Origin of the sequence: Paraburkholderia madseniana (assembly GCF_009690905.1) — a bacterium.
Classification (GTDB): Bacteria; Pseudomonadota; Gammaproteobacteria; order Burkholderiales; family Burkholderiaceae; genus Paraburkholderia; species Paraburkholderia madseniana.
This window is the reverse complement of record NZ_VOSW01000035.1, coordinates 14,259-32,397: the sequence shown is the minus strand read 5'-3', so window position 1 is coordinate 32,397 and position 18,139 is coordinate 14,259. Positions and strand designations below refer to the sequence as shown.

The window sequence follows — 18,139 nt, the reverse complement described above, 5'->3', positions numbered from 1 at the left end:
GCGCGGCTGACCGCTGACGCTGGCGTATCTGATGCATCCGTCGTTCGCGACGCAGACGGTGGATGAATGGGTCGATGTGGATATGAGCTTCGGCGCCAATGACGGCAAGTCGACCGGTTACACCAGTTCCCCGCCGGCGGGTTTGCAGAAGATGACGGTGGTGAAACGCTTCGACAATCCGAGCTTTTTCAATTTCCACGTTGATCTGCTGACACGTCCGGTGCCGGTGACACTACCGAACTGACGTGGTGTTGCGGGCCTGCATGAAACCCGCCTCAAGCGGGATGGAGACCGCGCAACAACTGACGGACTCGCGACAGGTCCTGATTGACGTGTTCGGTCTGCTCGAATAACTCTGCGAGCCAGTCGACGAAGGCCCGCACGCGTGGGGACACCCGGCGGTTCTTCACATACGCGACGGAGACCGGCATCGGCACGGGTTTCCATTGCGGCAGTACTTCGCGCAACAGTCCTGAATCGAGGTAGGGCTGTGCCGCGATTCGCGCGGGCTGGATCAACCCCAGGCCTTGCAATCCGCAGGTGAGATAAGCCTGCTCGTCGCTGACTTTAACGAAGCCTCTGACCTTGACGTTTTGCGCTTCGCCGTCCACTTCGAAGTCGAAATCGACTTCGCGGCCGTTATGCGGCGACATGCAATTGACGGCGACGTGTCCGCGCAGATCGTCGAGGTCGACGGGCGTGCCATGTCGGGCCAGATAAGCCGGGCTTGCGCATGTCACGTGCTCGAGGGTGCCCAATTGCCGCGCGATCAGATTCGAGTCTGGCAATTCGCCTAGCTGGATACTGCAGTCGATGGCTTCCGAGATCAGGTCAACCGTGCGGTTGCTGATGCCGATGGCGAGATCGAGATTCGGATAGCGGGCGTGGAAGTCTTCCAGTGCTGGAAGGACGATGGTGCTTGCTACCGCGCCGGGCATTTCTATGCGCAGGCGGCCGGTCAGGTTATCCGTTGCGTGACGGAGGCTCGCTTCCATTTCGTCGATGTCGGCGAGGATCTGCGCGCAGCGTTCGTAGTAGGCTGCGCCTTCAGGGGTGATGCTCAGGCGCCGCGTCGTGCGGGTTAGGAGGGCGGTGCCTAGTAGGGCTTCCAGATTCTGGACGATGGTTGTCGCTGTCGCGCGAGGGATGTTGAGAGACTCCGCTGCGCGGGTGAAGCTGTTGGTGTCCACGATTCGGATGAATGTCCGCATTGCAGTTATTCTGTCAATCACGATGCAAACTCCTGTTGGTGAAATAAAGGTGTGGGTTTTGCCTGCGCGGCGCTTGTTTGTCAGTGTTCTTAGGGCTTTGGCCTTTCCTTGAATTGTTAGTGGTCTATTGGCGTTGCCCCTGTGCGGGGCGGCACCTACTTCTCTTTGCCGGCTGCAAAGAGAAGTAGGCAAGAGAAAGCAGCTCAAACCACTCCTGCTAAGTGGGGCCCGTGGTCTGCTGCGGGTAGTGGTGCATCTGGAATCTGTGTTCGTGCACCTGCATGCGCCAGTGACAAGGGCGTCATACTTCCGGCGGCGCTGCGCGCGCCGAAGAGTACTTCTTAAAACCGCCAGCTACGTTGGTCCTTGCGTTGGCGCTCTCGCGTTTAAGCCTTTGGGTTTGGGCTCTCGTGTTTTTCCGGCACCATGACTCGTTATTGCATCGCCACTGCCACCGCGAGTGATCGATCTTTATTTGAAGTGGGGTTCGCCTATGAGTGCGACGGCGCCTCGCCAAGGCGAAGCCGACGGCCCCCACAAACCTCAACCGAAGCCGCCGGTTTCCCATGCAAACCCGTCCGCGACGCACGCAGTGCGGAGTGGGAGCTGATGACACCTTTGTCACTAACGCGGAATGTGCGAGAACACGGATTCCAGATGCACCACTACCCGCAGCAGACTACGGGACCCGCTTAGCAGGAGTGGTTTGAGCTGCTTTCTCTTGCCTACTTCTCTTTGCAGCCGGCAAAGAGAAGTAGGTGCCGCCCCGCACAGGGGCAACACTAATAGACCACTAACAATTCAAGGAAAGGCCAAAGCCCTAAGAACACGGCCAATGCCGCCGCTAAAGGCAAAAAACCAAAATCACTTCCGTAAGGAATCCAGATCAACAACAAACCGATACTTAACATCACTCTTAAGCATCCGTTCATAAGCCTCATTAATCCCCTGCATAGGGATCACCTCAATATCCGAAGTAATCCCATGCTCGCCGCAAAAATCGAGCATTTCCTGCGTCTCAGCAATCCCACCAATCAACGACCCAGCCAGCCTGCGGCGCTTAAAGATCAGATTGAACACCTGCGGCGACGGATGGTCATGCTCCGGCGCCCCAACCAGCGTCATCGTCCCATCACGCTTCAGCAAATTCAAAAACGGATTCAAATCATGCTGCGCAGCCACAGTATTCAGAATGAAATCGAAGCTGTTAGCATGCGCGCCCATCTCTTCAGCATTCTTCGAAATGACAACCTCATGCGCACCAAGCCGCTTGGCATCTTCAATCTTCGACGGCGACGTCGTAAACAACACGACATGCGCACCCATCGCACGGGCCAGCTTCACGCCCATGTGACCGAGGCCGCCCAGGCCGACAATCCCGACCTTCTTGCCGGGACCGGCACCCCAAGTGCGCAGCGGCGAATACGTCGTGATACCCGCGCATAGCAACGGCGCCACACCCGCCGGGTCGAGATTCTCCGGCACGCGCAGCGTAAATGCCTCGTCCACCACCAGTTGCGTCGAATAGCCGCCGTAAGTGATCTGACCGTCAACCCGGTCCACACCGTTGTACGTGCCGACAAAACCGTTTTCGCAATACTGCTCGAGACCTTCCTCGCAACTTGCACATGTGCGGCACGAATCGACCAGGCATCCCACGCCCACCAGATCGCCTGCCTTGTACTTCGTCACGTCCGGGCCAACCGCCGTCACACGACCGACAATTTCATGGCCCGGCACCACCGGAAAAATCGTGTTCTTCCATTCGTTGCGTGCCTGATGCAAGTCGGAATGGCACACGCCGCAAAACAGGACTTCCATCTGCACGTCATGGGCGCGCAGTTCGCGGCGCTGAATTTCGAACGGAGCGAGCGGCGCGGTAGCGTCGGTCGCTGCATAGGCGTAAGTCGTGCTCATGGGTAACTCCAGCAAAGAGGGTGGTGTCGCAAGGCGCCGGCGATGGGCGACGCGCGTCGCCGATGCGGCCAAACCTTGTCATGAACCGGGATCAGGGCGCAGGCGGTGGTTGACGTATTCACCGAAACGGTGAGCAGGTAACCGAGCCCGGCGCAGCGTGGAAATAGATGATCCGGCAGGGTTCCCATAGTAGGGGCCGGGAGCGAACCGGGGAATACCTGAATGTCTTGAAGGTTTGCCTAAAACTCCTGGCGGTGAGCGCAGTAGGTCGTTTGGTGCTAAATTTCAAGCATTATTCTCTTGCACGTCACTATACCGTCATGTCAACCCGTTCCGTTGAACCCGTCCCGGCCGCTGGCGGCCCCGCCGATCCTGCCCAGCAGCGTCTGGTCGATTTGTTCGATTTGCTCGCGCCCAAACCGGGCGTGACGCGTTCGAGTTTCGAAGGTGTCAACCTGTTGCGCGCCAATAGTCCGATGCCGCGTATGCCCGTGATGTACGAGCCGAGCATCGTGATCGTCTGTCAGGGCCGCAAGCGCGGTTTTCTCGGCGATCAGGTGTTCCAGTACGACGCACAGCAATACCTGGTGCTGTCGGTGCCGCTGCCGTTCGAATGCGAAACCGAAGCGAGTCCGGAAGAGCCGTTCCTCGCGATCTCGGTGCGTGTCGATCTGACCATGGTGGCCGAGTTGCTGATGGCGCTGAACGAAACGCAGGGCGCTACGCAGAACGAGCCGCTCGGCATCTATTCGACGCCGCTGGACCCGGCCCTGTCCAACGCCGTGCAGCGTTTGATGGACGCGTTGGCCTCACCGCTCGATGCGCGGATTCTGGCGCCAGGCGTGGTCCGCGAAATCTGTTATCGCGTGTTGACGGGCGAGCAGGGCGATGCGATTCGCGCGGCGCTCACGCATCAGAATCATTTCGGCCGCATCGCCAAAGCGTTAAGGCGTATCCACGCCGATTATCAGGGGCAACTCGACGTCGATACGCTCGCCTCTGAAGCGGGCATGAGCCTCGCCGTTTTTCATGCGCAATTCAAGGCCGTGACGGCGACCTCGCCGATGCAGTACGTGAAGACCACGCGTTTGCATCACGCGCGTTTGCTGATGGCGCACGACGGTTTGAATGCCGGTGCGGCAGCGGCACGCGTCGGTTACGAAAGCGCGTCGCAATTCAGCCGCGAGTTCAAGCGTCTGTTCGGCCTGAGCCCGGTCGATGAAGTCAAGCGCATGCGCACCGTGTACGATGCACCGCCGCCGCCGCGCGTGGTCAGGCCGGTCCCGCGTTATGTGACCGCGGTATAAGCGCGTTCCCGGGAAGCGTTATAGCCCGCTAAACCAGTTGTACCCCTGGTCTTCCCAATAGCCGCCAGGGTTCGTGTTGGTCACGAAAATCGCCGCGATGTGCTTCGGATTCTTGAAGCCCAGTTTGGTCGGTACGCGCAGCTTCAGCGGGTAGCCGTATTTGGCCGGCAGCGGCGCGTCGCGGAAATCGAGCGTGAGCTGGGTTTGCGGATGCAAGGCTGTCGCCATGTCGAGGCTCGAGTAATAACGGTCCGCACATTTGAACCCGACATAGCGTGCGCTCAGATCGGCGCCGATGCGTTCGAGGAACGTGCGAAATGGCACGCCACGCCATTGCCCGATCGCGCTCCATCCTTCGATGCAGATGTGCCGCGTAATCTGTGAAACCTGGGGCAAGGCGCGCAGTTGATCGAGATTCCACGTGCGCTTGTCCGACACCAGACCGGACACTTCCAGTTGGTACGTCGAGCCGTCGATATCCGGCGCGTCGAACTCCGGATAGAACGCGTTGAAGGGGAACGGGTCGGTGATTTCTTTCGCCGAGTAGGTCGGCGCGAGCTTGTTGCGATCGAACAGCCACCCCTGCACGCGATCGTTCCAGCGCGACATGGCCCACAACACCTTGTCGACCGAATCTCCGTCCTGCATGTTGCAACCCGAGAGCATCGCCAGCGCACCGATCGAAAGCGACGAGCGCAGGAACAAGCGCCGTTGCAATCGTTCGATTTGCGGTTTGTGGTCGGCGAGGACAATGCGCGTGCCGCGCGCGTCTTTGCGTTCTGCGTCGCTCATGCTTCGCTCCTTTCGTGCGTGGACAGTCGGGCGCGGCCGGTCAACATCGGCAGCAACGTGCGCGGCACCAATAGCACCAGCGCCAGATGCACGACGACAAAACCCACCACGCCGGCCATCGCGACAAAATGCACGCGACGTGCGAAATCGAAACCACCGAACAGTGCGGTAAGCCACGAGAACTGCACTGGCTTCCAGATCGAAAGCCCCGACGCGACCAGCAGCACGCCAAGGAACAATACGAAGAGATAGAGCGCGCGCTGCACCGCGTTGTATTTGCCCGTATCGTGCGGCAGCTTGAACCGCATCGCTAATGCGGCATCGTGTACGACGTCGCGTGGATAGACAGGCAATAGCTTGCGACGAAAATGCCCACGCCCGATGCCATACGCCAGATACAGCAGGCCGTTAGCGCACAGCAGCCACATGGCCGCAAAGTGCCATGCAATCGAGCCGCCCAGCCAGCCACCTACGGTCGCCCACACCGGAAACTTGAACGGAAAGAAGGGCGACGCGTTATAGATCGCCCAGCCGCTCATCACCATGCAGACCATGGCAAACGCGTTGATCCAGTGCGTAATTCGTACGACGAATGGGTGGACGATGAAGCGCGCTTGCGGTTTGGGCATGGTGAGCGGTGATGAAACAAGGAAAAATCTGAAAGCCGCGTCATTGAGGCACGCGGCTGTTCGAGCAGCTAAAAAGGGCGAACGGTTGAAGAAACGCCGTATTACATCGGCGGCGTTACGCCGTGCTCACCTGCGGAGATGAAATTCGCCGCCATCGAGCCATCGGCTTCCTTATGGGCGAACAGCACGACCTTCGCGCCCGGCACCAACAGTGCGCGGTCACCCGGTTCGAGCGCGACGATAGGCACGTCTTGCGGAATCACGATTTTCTTTTCACCGTCCTTGTACTTGACCGTGATCGTGCGGCCGTTGCTGACCACGAGCGAGCCCACCGTGCCGTTGGTCATCGTGCTGTTCGAGCCGAGGTCCCACGGGCGGTGACCTTCGCCGGAGCCACGCATGCTGGCCGGGAATACGTGCACTTCGAGCGCCTTCAGCGAGCCGTCGGGCTGCGGGATCGCGGCGGTGCCGACATAGCTGTCCGGCTTGATGTCGTTCACGTCGGCAATCGTCACGCCGCGAATCGGCGTGTCTTTGGCGAGTTTCACGTCGACGTCTTTGCCGTCGCGCGTGTGGACTTTCAGCACGTCGCCCGAGAGCGCGGTCACGGTGCCACGCACGCCGGTGGGCGCGGCGCTCTGAGCTTGCGCGACGGATCCTGCTGCGAACAATGAGGCGGCGACGAGCGCGGGGGCAACGAAGGCGCGCATCGCATTAGCGGAGACAATCTTCATGAGTCTGCTCTGGGTGGGTGAAAGATAGCGTCAGGTTAGGCGCGCGATCGGCTCCGCCAAGTGACAGACGGATGACAAAAACGTCATGAACGGCGCGCCGCGGCCACGTAGAATGGCCGCCATATCCACGTCCACATTCATGACCCACGCCCACGGCGGCGCTCGGGGTCGGAAACCAGGCATCATGAGCATCCTCGTCATCGAAGACGACCCGAAAACCGGCGACTACCTGAAGAAAGGCCTGCGCGAAAGCGGCTACGCGGTCGACCTTGCGCGCACCGGCACCGATGGGCTGCACATGGCGCTCGAGCACGCGTATGACCTCGTGGTGCTGGACGTGATGCTGCCCGGTATCGACGGTTGGGAAATCATGCGTGCGCTGCGGGCGCGGCGCGATCTGCCTGTCATTTTTCTGACCGCGCGCGATCACGTCAGCGACCGCATTCGCGGCCTCGAACTCGGGGCCGACGATTACCTCGTCAAGCCGTTCTCGTTCACCGAACTGGTGTTGCGCATCCGCACGCTGTTGCGCCGCGGCGTGATCCGCGAGAGCGATGTGTTCGAGATCGCCGACCTCAAGCTCGACGTCCTGCGCCGCAAGGTGACGCGCGAAGGCGTCGAGATTCCGCTGACCAATAAGGAATTCATGCTGTTGCATCTGCTGGTGCGCCGCCAGGGCGAGGCGTTGTCGCGTACGCAGATCGCCTCGGAGGTGTGGGATATGAACTTCGACAGCGACACCAATGTGGTCGATGTGGCGATCAAACGGCTGCGCGCAAAGATCGATCATCCGTTTGAAAAGAAGCTGATTCATACGGTGCGCAGCATCGGCTACACATTCGGCGACGGCGCATGAAACTGTGGACCGAACGTTCGTTGACGGCTCGCACCACGGTGCTGTTCGCCTCGATCGCGTGCGTGGTGATCGGCACGTTGGGCATGTATTTCTACCACTCCGCCGAGCTGTCGTTGCAGCGCCGCGCGGACGTGGTGCTCACCGGCCGTGTCGAGCATTTCAGCCGCATCGTGCACGATCTCTATTCGGTTAGCGAATTGAAGAGCCGGCCTTTGCTGTTCGAGAGCATGCTCGGTGCGGAGCAAGACGTGCTGCTGTTTCGCCGTCCGGGCGAAGCGCCGTTTATCGACGTGAATCCCGGCAATGTCGCGGTGCCTGCCCTGCAGGCTAGCACCGCGGACCACTTGCCGACACTCTCGGATATCCGCCAGACCCTGCTGCCGGACGGCGTGCCGGTTCATTGGGCGATCGCTACCGTCAAAGCGCGTGAGGATGGCAGCGAAGTCGAAGTGATTGCCGCGCATCCGATGACCCAGGAAGTGCGGATGCTGGCCGCCTACCGCAATCGCATCGTGCTGGCCACGCTGACCGGCATGCTGGCTGCCACGCTGCTTGCCTATTACGTGCTGCGCCGCGCGTTGCGGCTGGTGCGCGAAATCGCCACGCGGGCGGCGCAGATCAGTCCGGCGAGTTTATCGGTGCGGCTCGACAGTGAGGCTGCGCCAGTCGAACTACGCCAGCTCACGCACGCCTTCAACGCCATGCTCGACCGTCTTGCCGATGGCTACCAGCGCCTCTCGCAGTTCTCCGCCGATCTGGCGCATGAAATTCGCACGCCGGTGGGCGCCTTGATCGGCCAGACCCAGGTGACGCTCGCGAAACCGCGCGATGCCGACGAGTATCAGCAACTGCTCGAATCGAATCTCGAGGAGCTGAGCCGCTTGAGCCACATCGCGGAGAACATTCTGTTTCTCGCGCATGCGGACCATGCGGCGCTGTCCATCGACCGTGAGCCGGTCGATCTGCGCGATGAACTCGTCAGGATCGCAGACTATTTCGAAGGCCTCGCCGACGAACGCGGCATGCACTTTACCGTCGAGGCTCGGGGCGTGGCGTCGGCCAATCCGATGCTATGCCGGCGAGCGATCAACAATCTCGTCGTCAATGCGGTGCGATACGGCGCGAGCGATACGGTGGTGCGCTTGAGCGGCACGCAGGACGAGCAGGGCGCGACTGTGGTGGTGGAAAACGACGGTGCGCCGATTCCTGGCGAGCAACTGGACCGCCTGTTCGATCGCTTCTACCGCGGGGATGCGGCGCGCAGCGAGTTCACCGAATCGAGCGGGCTGGGGCTCGCGATCGTCAAGGCGATCATGCATCTGCACGGCGGCACGGCGCGCGTGGTGTGTCCGGTGCCGGGCGTGGTGCGCTTCGAATTGCGCTTTCCGGGCGCTTAACTGGTTGTTTGCGTGGCGGAGGTCGTCTCCGGCGCATGGCAGCACACGCAGAGCTTGTTGCCATCGTCATCGCGAAACTTAAGCCGCACTCCTGGCGTTTCCATCAGCACGTCATAAAAGCCGAACGCGCGCTCGAAATCCGTAATGCCGACGAATACGTGGGAAAGCATCAGTGTCGCTCCTCGTTTGCATTGCCGGCCGATCCAGGCCGGGCCGGATGCATCAAACTTTCTTCAGATACTCAGCCTTCAGCATGAAGTTGCCTGCGTCCATCTTGCAGTCCACTTCGTGATCGCCGCCGACCAGACGAATGCTTTTCACCTTGGTGCCCATTTTCAGCGTGATCGACGAGCCTTTCACTTTCAGGTCCTTGATCAGCACCACGGCGTCACCGTCGGCGAGCGGGTTGCCGTTGGCGTCCTTGACGACGCGTTCGTCGGTCTCGTCCGCGCTTTGGGTAGCGCTCATCGGCCACTCGTGTGCGCAATCCGGGCAGACATAATTCTCGCCATCCGGGTAAGTATTTTCCATTGCACATTGCGGGCAAGCGGGAATTGTCGACATGATTTTCTTTCCAGACCGCGACTTGGCGCGGAAAACTTCAGGGCCGGGGAGTATAGCGGACGCGCACCGGGCCGCCTGCATCCGGCACGCCGGATACTGTTGCAGCGCAAACCGGTAATAGCGATACCGGGATGATCGCGCAACTGGTTGCGGCGGCGCGCGCCGGATACGATGAAACACCTCATTTTAACCGTCGGGAAAACCGCTATGAAACGCTTCCACATTGCTTTGGCCGTTACGAGCCTCGAGGCTTCCATCGACGATTACAGCGCCCGTCTCGGCCAGCCGCCCACGGCCGTGGTGCCGGGCCGTTACGCGATGTGGCGAACCGAGCTGCTCAACTTTTCGATCAACGAGATGCCGGATAACGGTGGGCAGCTTCGGCACGTCGGCTTCGAGGACGATTCAGTAGAAGGTTACTCGAGCAGCAAGGATGTAAACGGCCTCGAATGGGAGCTGTTTTCGGTGGAAGAGCAGGATCGGCGGATCGTCAGCACTTACGGCGAGGCGGTACGAACCGGCAAAGGCTGACATGCTTTTCTGCGCGGATGCAACCTGAATGCCTGTGCCTGATGCTGCCTGGCGCGACCCGATGTGCCCCCATGCTCTTCGGCACAGCTTCACGACCGCCGCCCTATACTTGCTAAGGTGCTTGACGAGCCGATGCCTTTCACAGCGCTTTGCCGGCCTGGCAAAGCGGATCCATTGTCCTCACTTCACCCAGGGAGTCGCGCCATGGTCAAACTCGCTCTGTACGTTCGTCTTGAAGCCAAACCCGGCAAGGAACAGGATGTCGAGGCCTTTCTGCTGAGCGGCTTGCCGCTCGTCGAGGAGGAGCCTGCTACCAGCGCCTGGTTCGGTCTCAAGCTTGGACCGACCACCTATGCCATTTTCGACGCTTTCCCCGACGAAGCTGGCCGCGAGGCGCATCTGAACGGCAAGGTGGCCGCTGCGCTAATGGCGAAGGCCGGCGAGCTATTCGCCACGCCGCCCAGCATCCACAAACTCGATGTGCTGGCATCCAAACTGCCAGGCTGATTGAGCTGCCAATCCGCTGACACGGCGCGGCCTTTTCAACAATCGAATTACACCGTACCAACGTGCGAGGCGGTCGGGCGTCAGTCGCTCGACGCGTCCGCAGACGGACGGTTCGCGTAGTGCGCGTGCTTTTCCTCATACATCAGCAGATCGGCGCGTTGCACACCGGCTTCGAGACGGTCGCCGCGCTGGCACGTCGCCGCACCCATCGAAAGACTCAGCACAGAGCCCGGATAAAACTGGTTGTTCAGATCGACCAGCTGGCGGATCGCATCGACCATTGCGGCGCCGCCACGCTCGTCGGTGTCCGGCATCAGGATCGCGAACTCGTCGCCGCCGATGCGCGCCGCGTGAAACGGCGCGTCCGTCGCTTTGGCGAGAACTTCGCCGGCGCGCCGTAACAGCGCGTCACCGGCCGCGTGGCCGAGCTGGTCGTTCACGCGTTTGAGGCCGTTCAGATCGGCCATGATGATCGTCACCGGCCACGGACCCTTGCGCTCGAGCCGGTTCAGTTCATCCACGTAAAAGGAGCGGTTGCGCAGCTTGGTCAGCACGTCATGCTTGCCGAGGAACTCCAGGTAAGCTTCGGCCTTTTTGCGCGCCGTAATATCGGTGAGGGCCACCAGCACCAGGTCCCAATTCTTTTCATGACCCGGCAGTATGGAGAACTGCAGGTGCACGTGCACCTCGTTGCCGTCGAGGGAATAATTGAGCACCTCGCGCTGCTGGAACAGCTTGCCGTCCCATAGATCGATCAACTGCTCGCGGAAATGCGGCCGCATGTCGTCGCGGAAGACGTCGGGCAGGCGCGCCAGCAGCGTTTTTTTGTCTTTTGCCACGAACATGTCGAGCGTGTGCTGGTTCACGTCGAGCACGTGGATTTCCTGCATGCAGCGCTCGACAAACTCGGGATGCACGTCAGTAAACACGCGGAAATCGCTGATGCCGGCGGAGCGCGCGTCGTCGAGCAGACGCTTGACCGAGCTGAAATCTTCCACCCACAACGAGACCGGCGAATATTCGAACAGGCCGCGCACATACTGTTCGGCAAGCGTCACGCGATGCCGCGCGCCTTCGAGTTCGGTAATGTCTTCGACGGACACGAGCACGCGGTCCCAGCGTTCTTCATGGCCGGGCAGCACGGCGCCCTTGAGCAGCACGTCGAGGCGCCGTCCGCCGAGCGTGTAGTTGACCGTCTGGCTCGTGAAATGCGCCTGGCCGGCCCACAACTGGCATAGCTCTTCGAGGTGAGTCTTGAGCATGTCGTCGCGGAACACGGAAGCGAGATTGCTGGTGAGCGCCTCGAAGTCGGCGGCCTCGAATTGCGCCAGCGTCTTCTGATTGACCTTGATGACGCGGATGCTGTGCGCGCATTCGGCGACAAGGGCCGGATATTCGACGAAATGGGCGCGCAGATCCGTCACCCCTTGGGCCCGCCAGGCGTCGAATAGCGCCCGCACGCCGCTGAAGTCCTCGAGCCAGAGCGAGACGGGCGCGAGTTCGAACATTTCGGAATCGTCCCCCGAGGGGGCTTCCTGCGGGGCGTCGTTGGCAGGCGCTGAGCCGCGTGGCAGGGTGTCCAGCATGAGATTCCCGTGGTCGGAGTTCCGGCTATTCTAAAGCGGCTTCGGTTCGGCTTAAAAGAAAGACGCATGACGCATCCTGTCCGCGCCGGTCCATTCACGAAGATAACGGCGTGGTTCGGATGAGACTTTAGGCTGCACGGCAGCAGGTTTGCAACCGGGCCTTTTGATTGAGGCCGCCCGTGATCGCACGCCAGCAGGGCCACGGGAGGCTTGTTACACTCACTCGTCGCATCCTCCGTCCGTCACCGCCTTAAGAAAAAACGTCCGCCATGAAGCCATCCCTGCTGGTTCTGATCCCCTTGAAAGACGCAAGTCGCGCCAGCGTCGAGACCGCTTTCCACGTCGTCTATGCACCCGATGCCAGCCAACGGGCCGCCGCGATCGCCACGCACGGCGAGACGATCCGTGCCGTGCTGACCAACGGCACGACCGGGCTGACCGCCGCGGAAATCGACCGGATGCCACAACTCGAGTTTGTCAGCGCGCTCGGCGCCGGCTACGAAAACCTCGCTGTCGACCACGCCCGTTCGCGCGACATCGTGCTGGTCAATGGCGCGGGCACCAACGATCACTGCGTGGCCGATCACGCGTTCGCCTTACTGCTTGCGGTGGTGCGCGACGTGCCGCAACTCGATCAGGCCACCCGCAAGGGCGCCTGGCGCGACACGTTGCCGATGCACCCGAACGTTTCCGGCAAGCGGCTCGGCATCGTCGGGCTCGGCAATATCGGCGAGAAGGTCGCGCGGCGTGGCGGCGGGTTCGATATGGAAATCGGCTACCACAACCGCAAACCGCGCGAAGGCTCGCCGCTGCGTTATTTCGACAACGTGCAAGGTTTGGCGAAGTGGTGCGACTTTCTGGTGGTGGCGACGCCCGGCGGCGGCGGTACGCGTCATCTGATTAACAAGGCGGTGCTGGACGCACTCGGGCCGGACGGTTTCGTGGTCAACGTCTCTCGCGGCAGCGTGGTGGATACCGCTGCTTTAGCGGATGCGCTTGCCGCCGGCACGATCGCCGGCGCGGGTCTCGACGTCTACGAGGGCGAGCCGCATCCGCCCGAAGCCTTGCTGACGCTGCGCAACGTAGTCCTGACGCCGCATGTGGGCGGCCGCTCGCCGGAGGCGATCGCGGCTTCGGTCGACAATTTCCTGACCAACGCCAGACGCCATTTTGCGGGCGACGCGGTGTTGACGCCGATCTGACATTTGAAGGCAAACTGAAACCATCAGCCCAGCGGATAGTTTCTCTCGAAAATCGCGATTTCCCTTGTAGGCTCGTGGCGAATAGGATGGTCGGTATCGAATCCACATCGCTTCGACACAGCCGGAGCCGCGACGGAGATCCCGCATGGAACACCACGCCCGCACGCAGGACGAACGGCTGGAGATCAAGACCACCACTTGCTACATGTGCGCCTGCCGCTGCGGCATCCGCGTGCATCTGCGTGAAGGCGAGGTGCGCTATATCGACGGCAACCCCGAGCATCCGCTGAACCAGGGGGTGATCTGTGCGAAGGGCGCCTCGGGCATCATGAAGCAGTACTCGCCCGCGCGCCTGACCCAGCCGTTGATGCGCAAGGCAGGCGCGGAGCGGGGCAGTGCGCAGTTCGAGCCGGTGTCGTGGGAGGTCGCGTTCGACGTGCTCGAAAAGCGCCTCGCCGCGATTCGCGCCACCGATCCGAAGAAATTCGCGCTGTTCACCGGGCGCGACCAGATGCAGGCGCTTACCGGCCTCTTCGCCAAACAGTTCGGCACGCCTAATTACGCGGCGCATGGCGGCTTCTGCTCGGCCAACATGGCCGCCGGAATGATCTATACGATCGGCGGCTCGTTCTGGGAGTTCGGCGGCCCCGATCTCGACAGCGCCAAACTTTTCTTCATGATCGGCACGGCGGAAGATCATCATTCGAATCCGCTCAAAATCGCTATTTCGAAGTTCAAACGCGCGGGTGGGCGGTTCATCGCGATCAATCCGATCCGTACCGGCTATGCGGCGATTGCCGACGAATGGGTGCCCATCAAACCCGGCACCGATGGCGCGCTGTTCATGGCCTTTCTGCACGAACTGATCGCGGCCGACGCCTGGGATCACGAGTTCGTGCAGCGTTATACGAATGCGGCGGAGCTTGTCGATCTCGACGAAACCAGCGAAAACTTCGGCCTGTTCGTGCGCGATCCGGATAGACCGGTTGGCAATCCTCTGTTTCCGCAGAACCATCTCTGGTGGGACGCCGCAGCCGCGCGCGCCGTGCCGCACCATGCACCCGGTGTGACGCCCGCGCTCGACGGCCGCTATACGCTCGCGGACGGCACGCCGGTCACGCCGTCGTTCGCCTTGCTGCGCGAACGCGTGGCCGACTGTACGCCGGAGTGGGCCGCCGAGATCACCGGCATTGCCGCGGACACAATTCGCCGCCTCGCCGGTGAAATGATCCAGACCAGCCGCGACCACCGGATCACGCTGCCGATCCAATGGACCGACGCGTGGGGCGAGACGCACGAGACCGTCACCGGCAATCCGGTCGCTTTTCACGCGATGCGCGGGCTGGCCGCGCATTCCAACGGCTTCCAGTCGATCCGCGCGCTGGCGGTGCTGATGTCGCTAATGGGCACGATCGACTGCCCAGGCGGCTTTCGTCATAAGTCGCCATTTCCTCGCGCGGTGCCGCCATCGGCGAAACCGCCGAACAGTCCGGACGCCGTCAAGCCGAACACGCCGCTCGCCACCGGTCCGCTCGGCTGGCCCGCCGCGCCTGAAGACCTGTTCATCGACGAACACGGCGGTCCGGTTCGCATCGACAAGGCCTTCTCCTGGGAATATCCGCTGGCCGTGCACGGCGTGATGCATAGCGTGATCACCAATGCCTGGCGTGGCGATCCCTATCCCATCGACACGCTGCTGATTTTCATGGCTAACATGGCCTGGAATTCGTCGATGAACACGATGAAGGTGCGCGAGATGCTCGCCGACAAGCACGCGAACGGCGAGTACAAGATTCCGTTTCTCGTGGTGTGCGACGCGTTCCAGTCGGAGATGACCGCATTCGCCGATCTGATCCTGCCGGACACGACCTATCTCGAGCGGCACGACGCGATGTCGATGCTCGACCGGCCGATCTCCGAATTCGACGGTCCCGTGGATTCCGTGCGCGTGCCGGTCGTGCCGCCGACGGGTCAATGCAAGCCGTTTCAGGAAGTGCTGATCGAACTCGCTTCGCGCCTCAAGTTTCCCGCCTTCACGACGGCTGAAGGCACGCGCCGCTTTCGGGACTATCCCGACTTCATCGTCAATCACACGACGACGCCCGCTTCCGGCGTGGGCTTTCTGATCGGCTGGCGCGGCAAGGACGGCGACAAGGCGTTGGTGGGCGAGCCGAATCCGCAGCAGTGGGAACAGTATGCAAAGAACAACTGCGTGTTCCATTACCGCTTGCCGGAGACGCTCCAATACATGCGCAACTGCAACGGACCGTATCTCGACTGGGCGGTGAAAAACGGCTTCCGTAAATTCAACGAGCCGATCCTGATCCAGTTGTACTCCGACGTCATGCAGAAGTTCAGGCTCGCCGCGCAAGGCCGCAGGAGCGGCAGGCAACCGCCGGAGCATCTGCGGGCGCGGGTCGAAAAGTATTTCGATCCGCTGCCGTTCTGGTATGCGCCGCTCGAAAGCGATTCCACCGATCTCACGCGTTTTCCGCTGGCCGCGGTGACGCAACGGCCCATGGCGATGTATCACTCGTGGGATTCGCAGAATGCGTGGCTGCGGCAGATTCATGGCGAGAACTATCTCTACATGAATCCGCTGATGGCGGCCGAAAACGGCATTGCCGACGGTAGCTGGATCTATGCCGAATCGCAATGGGGCCGGGTGCGCTGCATGGCGCGCTTTAGCGAGACCGTCGAGCCGGGGACAGTGTGGACCTGGAATGCGATCGGCAAGGCGTCGGGCGCATGGAACCTCGGCGCGGACGCGAACGAATCGCAGCGCGGCTTCCTGCTCAATCACCTCATCACCGACGAGTTGCCCGGTCGCGACGAAGCCGCCGCGCGTCTTTCGAATTCGGACCCGGTGACAGGCCAGGCCGCGTGGTACGACGTGCGCGTGCGCGTCTATCCCGCGGAAGCGGACGCGCGTCATACGCTGCCGCAGTTCGGTGCGATGCCCGCGTTGCCGGGATCGAACGGGGTGATATCGCGGGTCGTGCAGACCTATTTCGCGGGGCGCGGCGAATTCGCGGCACGGCTGCGTGGTGCGGTGGGGCGCAAGTGATGCAGGAATCGCAGGATTCGCACGCGAGCAATGCGAAACCCGGGCACCGCAGAACGGCGGGCAACGCGCGAATAACGCAGTAAAGCAGCAAGGAGCCTTTAATGACTCAGATGGCGTTAGTGATCGACCTGAACGTGTGCGTGGGGTGCCAGGCTTGCGTGACGAGCTGCAAGGAGTGGAATACGTCGGGCGAGTCGGGCAGTCTGGCCGATCTCAATCCGTACGACGCGGATCCGTCCGGCACCTTCTTCAATCGCGTGCAGAGCTTCGAAGCCGGCAGCTTCCCGAACGCCGACACGATCCACTTCCCGAAGTCGTGCCTGCACTGCGAGGACCCGCCGTGCGTGCCGGTGTGTCCGACCGGCGCCAGCTACAAGCGCAAGGAAGACGGTCTCGTGCTGGTCGATTTCGACAAATGCATCGGCTGCAAATACTGCGCGTGGGCGTGTCCATATGGTGCGCGCGAACTCGATGAAGCGCGCAAGGAGATGACCAAGTGCACGCTGTGCGTCGATCGCATTCACGATGAAAACCTCTCCGAACGCGACCGGCAACCCGCGTGTGTGCTCGCGTGCCCGACTTCAGCGCGACTGTTCGGCGATATCCACGATCCGGAGTCGGTGGTGTCGAAGGCAATCAAAGAGCGGGGCGGTTATCAACTGATGCCTGAGTGGAACACCAAACCGGCGAACCACTATTTGCCGCGCATCACGACGTCGGCATCGGGTTGCGGCAGCGGCGCCTGCTCGTGCCAAGACACAGGTGTGGCCCTTGAGGCGCCCGAATCACTTGATGCGCAACTCGAACACGGCCAACTGCATCTTGCGTCGATGGCGACGCGTATCTAAAGGACCTCGCGATGAATCCGGCTTTTTCAGTGGTTTTTCTCACGACGTTGAGCGGCGCGGCACAGGGCCTGCTGATCGCGCTCGTCGGTGTGGAGACGGCTGCGCATCTGGGACTCGTCACCGCGCCCGCGGTTGGGTTCTATGTCACCGGTGCGGGCTTGTCGGTCGTGTTGGGTGGCCTCGGGCTGATCGCTTCGTTCTTCCATCTCGGGCATCCGGAGCGCGCATGGCGCGCGGTCGCGATGTGGCGTACGTCGTGGTTGTCGCGCGAATGTCTGTGCCTGCCGGCGTTTCTCGCCTGCGCGTTTTTCTACGGCGTCGCGCACGGGTTCGGCTCACCGTGGTCACTCGCGATAGGCTGGCTCGGCGTACTGGCGAGCGCCGCGCTGTTCGTCTGCTCGGCGATGATCTACGCATGCCTGCGCTTCCTGCAGGAATGGGCCACGCCGCTCACGCTGGTCAACTTCGTGCTGCTCGGTTGCGCGTCCGGCTTCACACTGGCGACGGCGCTGACCGCGTGGTTCGCGCCCGCGCTGACAGTGGGGCTCGCAATCTGTGCCTGCGTCCTGACACTCGCGGGCTGCGCGAGCCGCTCGGCATCGCTCGTGCGCAATGCGCGCTTACGGCCGAAGTCCACCGTGCAGAGCGCGACCGGCATTCAGAATCCGAAGCTCGTGCAGATCTCGCGTGGCTTCACCGCTGGCGCGTTCAATCTGCGCGAGTTCTTTCACGGCAAATCGGCGGGGACGCTGCGCGGCGTCAAGTGGGGGTTCCTCGCGGCCGCGTTTGCCGTACCAGTTGTGCTGATGGCGCTGGGCGCGGGCCTGCATCCGATCGGCGTCTCGCTCGGCTTGCTGGCCGCGGCGTGTCTCGTGCAATACGCGGGCCTCGTGGCGGAACGCTGGTTCTTTTTCGCCGAAGCGAAGCATCCGCAGAATCTGTATTACGCGCGAGTCGGTTGACGCGTGGGTTGGCGCAGCCGTCCGATATC

Annotated in this window: 17 protein-coding genes and 1 pseudogene; 10 read left to right on the top strand and 8 right to left on the bottom strand. The window is 61.7% G+C overall.

Translation table 11 applies throughout. The features are described 5' to 3' along the window. Positions 1-13 precede the first annotated feature (13 nt). Positions 14-244, top strand: a pseudogene (locus FSO04_RS19460) (nucleoside hydrolase); the annotation flags it as partial. A 31-nt stretch (positions 245-275) separates the two neighbouring features. Here the strand turns inward: FSO04_RS19460 and FSO04_RS19455 are convergent. Together FSO04_RS19455 and FSO04_RS19450 are read right to left on the bottom strand one after the other, a co-directional pair. Next, positions 276-1,232, bottom strand: coding sequence for a LysR family transcriptional regulator (locus FSO04_RS19455; protein WP_168435750.1), 957 nt, complete (start codon positions 1,230-1,232; stop codon positions 276-278). Positions 1,233-2,075: 843 nt separating this feature from the next. Then, positions 2,076-3,128: an NAD(P)-dependent alcohol dehydrogenase gene (locus FSO04_RS19450; RefSeq protein ID WP_154561510.1), complete on the bottom strand. Its 1,053-nt coding sequence runs from the start codon at positions 3,126-3,128 to the stop codon at positions 2,076-2,078. Between the two features lie 320 nt (positions 3,129-3,448). Between FSO04_RS19450 and FSO04_RS19445 the strand changes: the two genes are divergently transcribed. Further along, entirely contained in the window at positions 3,449-4,435 is a 987-nt protein-coding gene (locus FSO04_RS19445; RefSeq protein ID WP_154561508.1) for an AraC family transcriptional regulator, read from the top strand. 18 nt (positions 4,436-4,453) lie between these two features. Here the strand turns inward: FSO04_RS19445 and FSO04_RS19440 are convergent, their stop codons facing one another. The 3 genes from FSO04_RS19440 to FSO04_RS19430 form a co-directional block, all read right to left on the bottom strand. Continuing rightward, positions 4,454-5,227 (bottom strand): molybdopterin-dependent oxidoreductase, encoded by a 774-nt coding sequence (locus FSO04_RS19440; protein ID WP_154561506.1) that lies wholly within the window; start codon positions 5,225-5,227, stop codon positions 4,454-4,456. Continuing rightward, positions 5,224-5,856 carry a cytochrome b/b6 domain-containing protein gene (locus FSO04_RS19435; RefSeq protein ID WP_154561504.1) on the bottom strand — a complete coding sequence of 211 codons (633 nt, stop codon included), beginning with the start codon at positions 5,854-5,856 and terminating at the stop codon, positions 5,224-5,226. The genes FSO04_RS19440 and FSO04_RS19435 overlap by 4 nt, the downstream gene beginning before the upstream one ends. A 101-nt stretch (positions 5,857-5,957) precedes the next feature. Further along, positions 5,958-6,590, bottom strand: a complete 633-nt coding sequence (locus tag FSO04_RS19430) for a hypothetical protein (RefSeq protein ID WP_154561502.1) — start codon at positions 6,588-6,590, stop codon at positions 5,958-5,960. 184 nt (positions 6,591-6,774) lie between these two features. On the opposite strand from FSO04_RS19430, the gene FSO04_RS19425 reads away from it, so the two are divergent. Both FSO04_RS19425 and FSO04_RS19420 read left to right on the top strand, forming a co-directional pair. Then, positions 6,775-7,446, top strand: a complete 672-nt coding sequence (locus tag FSO04_RS19425) for a heavy metal response regulator transcription factor (protein ID WP_093638501.1) — start codon at positions 6,775-6,777, stop codon at positions 7,444-7,446. Then, entirely contained in the window at positions 7,443-8,843 is a 1,401-nt protein-coding gene (locus FSO04_RS19420; protein ID WP_154561500.1) for a heavy metal sensor histidine kinase, read from the top strand. Before FSO04_RS19425 ends, FSO04_RS19420 begins: the two co-directional genes overlap by 4 nt. Here the strand turns inward: FSO04_RS19420 and FSO04_RS46420 are convergent. Beyond that, positions 8,840-9,013, bottom strand: coding sequence for a VOC family protein (locus FSO04_RS46420; protein WP_166618212.1), 174 nt, complete (start codon positions 9,011-9,013; stop codon positions 8,840-8,842). The genes FSO04_RS19420 and FSO04_RS46420 overlap by 4 nt on opposite strands. A 52-nt stretch (positions 9,014-9,065) precedes the next feature. Next, complete coding sequence (locus tag FSO04_RS19415) at positions 9,066-9,407, bottom strand: zinc ribbon domain-containing protein YjdM (RefSeq protein ID WP_154561498.1); 342 nt, start codon at positions 9,405-9,407, stop codon at positions 9,066-9,068. A 207-nt stretch (positions 9,408-9,614) separates the two neighbouring features. On the opposite strand from FSO04_RS19415, the gene FSO04_RS19410 reads away from it, so the two are divergent. Both FSO04_RS19410 and FSO04_RS19405 read left to right on the top strand, forming a co-directional pair. Continuing rightward, the gene (locus FSO04_RS19410) at positions 9,615-9,938 is read left to right on the top strand and encodes a VOC family protein (protein ID WP_154561595.1); all 324 of its coding nucleotides are present in this window, start codon (positions 9,615-9,617) and stop codon (positions 9,936-9,938) included. Positions 9,939-10,142: 204 nt separating this feature from the next. After that, positions 10,143-10,445: a putative quinol monooxygenase gene (locus FSO04_RS19405; protein ID WP_093638511.1), complete on the top strand. Its 303-nt coding sequence runs from the start codon at positions 10,143-10,145 to the stop codon at positions 10,443-10,445. Positions 10,446-10,525: 80 nt separating this feature from the next. Here the strand turns inward: FSO04_RS19405 and FSO04_RS19400 are convergent, their stop codons facing one another. Then, positions 10,526-12,031 carry a sensor domain-containing diguanylate cyclase gene (locus FSO04_RS19400; RefSeq protein ID WP_154561496.1) on the bottom strand — a complete coding sequence of 502 codons (1,506 nt, stop codon included), beginning with the start codon at positions 12,029-12,031 and terminating at the stop codon, positions 10,526-10,528. A gap of 269 nt (positions 12,032-12,300) precedes the next feature. Here FSO04_RS19400 and FSO04_RS19395 point away from each other — a divergent pair, with 269 nt between their 5' ends. From FSO04_RS19395 to FSO04_RS19380, 4 genes are all read left to right on the top strand, one after another. Continuing rightward, positions 12,301-13,233 (top strand): 2-hydroxyacid dehydrogenase, encoded by a 933-nt coding sequence (locus tag FSO04_RS19395; protein ID WP_154561494.1) that lies wholly within the window; start codon positions 12,301-12,303, stop codon positions 13,231-13,233. Positions 13,234-13,378: 145 nt separating this feature from the next. Continuing rightward, entirely contained in the window at positions 13,379-16,300 is a 2,922-nt protein-coding gene (locus FSO04_RS19390; protein WP_154561492.1) for a molybdopterin-dependent oxidoreductase, read from the top strand. Between the two features lie 101 nt (positions 16,301-16,401). Beyond that, positions 16,402-17,148 carry a 4Fe-4S dicluster domain-containing protein gene (locus FSO04_RS19385; RefSeq protein ID WP_154561490.1) on the top strand — a complete coding sequence of 249 codons (747 nt, stop codon included), beginning with the start codon at positions 16,402-16,404 and terminating at the stop codon, positions 17,146-17,148. An 11-nt stretch (positions 17,149-17,159) separates the two neighbouring features. Beyond that, positions 17,160-18,110: a dimethyl sulfoxide reductase anchor subunit family protein gene (locus tag FSO04_RS19380; protein ID WP_154561488.1), complete on the top strand. Its 951-nt coding sequence runs from the start codon at positions 17,160-17,162 to the stop codon at positions 18,108-18,110. The last annotated feature ends 29 nt before the right edge of the window (positions 18,111-18,139 follow it).

Bases quoted from the DNA above. Each gene is read 5' to 3' on its own strand.
- FSO04_RS19450 (WP_154561510.1), bottom strand. From the start codon at position 3,128: ATGAGCACGACTTACGCCTATGCAGCGACCGACGCTACCGCGCCGCTC.
- FSO04_RS19445 (WP_154561508.1), top strand. From the start codon at position 3,449: ATGTCAACCCGTTCCGTTGAACCCGTCCCGGCCGCTGGCGGCCCCGCC.
- FSO04_RS19440 (WP_154561506.1), bottom strand. From the start codon at position 5,227: ATGAGCGACGCAGAACGCAAAGACGCGCGCGGCACGCGCATTGTCCTC.
- FSO04_RS19435 (WP_154561504.1), bottom strand. From the start codon at position 5,856: ATGCCCAAACCGCAAGCGCGCTTCATCGTCCACCCATTCGTCGTACGA.
- FSO04_RS19430 (WP_154561502.1), bottom strand. From the start codon at position 6,590: ATGAAGATTGTCTCCGCTAATGCGATGCGCGCCTTCGTTGCCCCCGCG.
- FSO04_RS19425 (WP_093638501.1), top strand. From the start codon at position 6,775: ATGAGCATCCTCGTCATCGAAGACGACCCGAAAACCGGCGACTACCTG.
- FSO04_RS19420 (WP_154561500.1), top strand. From the start codon at position 7,443: ATGAAACTGTGGACCGAACGTTCGTTGACGGCTCGCACCACGGTGCTG.
- FSO04_RS46420 (WP_166618212.1), bottom strand. From the start codon at position 9,013: ATGCTTTCCCACGTATTCGTCGGCATTACGGATTTCGAGCGCGCGTTC.
- FSO04_RS19415 (WP_154561498.1), bottom strand. From the start codon at position 9,407: ATGTCGACAATTCCCGCTTGCCCGCAATGTGCAATGGAAAATACTTAC.
- FSO04_RS19410 (WP_154561595.1), top strand. From the start codon at position 9,615: ATGAAACGCTTCCACATTGCTTTGGCCGTTACGAGCCTCGAGGCTTCC.
- FSO04_RS19405 (WP_093638511.1), top strand. From the start codon at position 10,143: ATGGTCAAACTCGCTCTGTACGTTCGTCTTGAAGCCAAACCCGGCAAG.
- FSO04_RS19400 (WP_154561496.1), bottom strand. From the start codon at position 12,031: ATGCTGGACACCCTGCCACGCGGCTCAGCGCCTGCCAACGACGCCCCG.
- FSO04_RS19395 (WP_154561494.1), top strand. From the start codon at position 12,301: ATGAAGCCATCCCTGCTGGTTCTGATCCCCTTGAAAGACGCAAGTCGC.
- FSO04_RS19390 (WP_154561492.1), top strand. From the start codon at position 13,379: ATGGAACACCACGCCCGCACGCAGGACGAACGGCTGGAGATCAAGACC.
- FSO04_RS19385 (WP_154561490.1), top strand. From the start codon at position 16,402: ATGACTCAGATGGCGTTAGTGATCGACCTGAACGTGTGCGTGGGGTGC.
- FSO04_RS19380 (WP_154561488.1), top strand. From the start codon at position 17,160: ATGAATCCGGCTTTTTCAGTGGTTTTTCTCACGACGTTGAGCGGCGCG.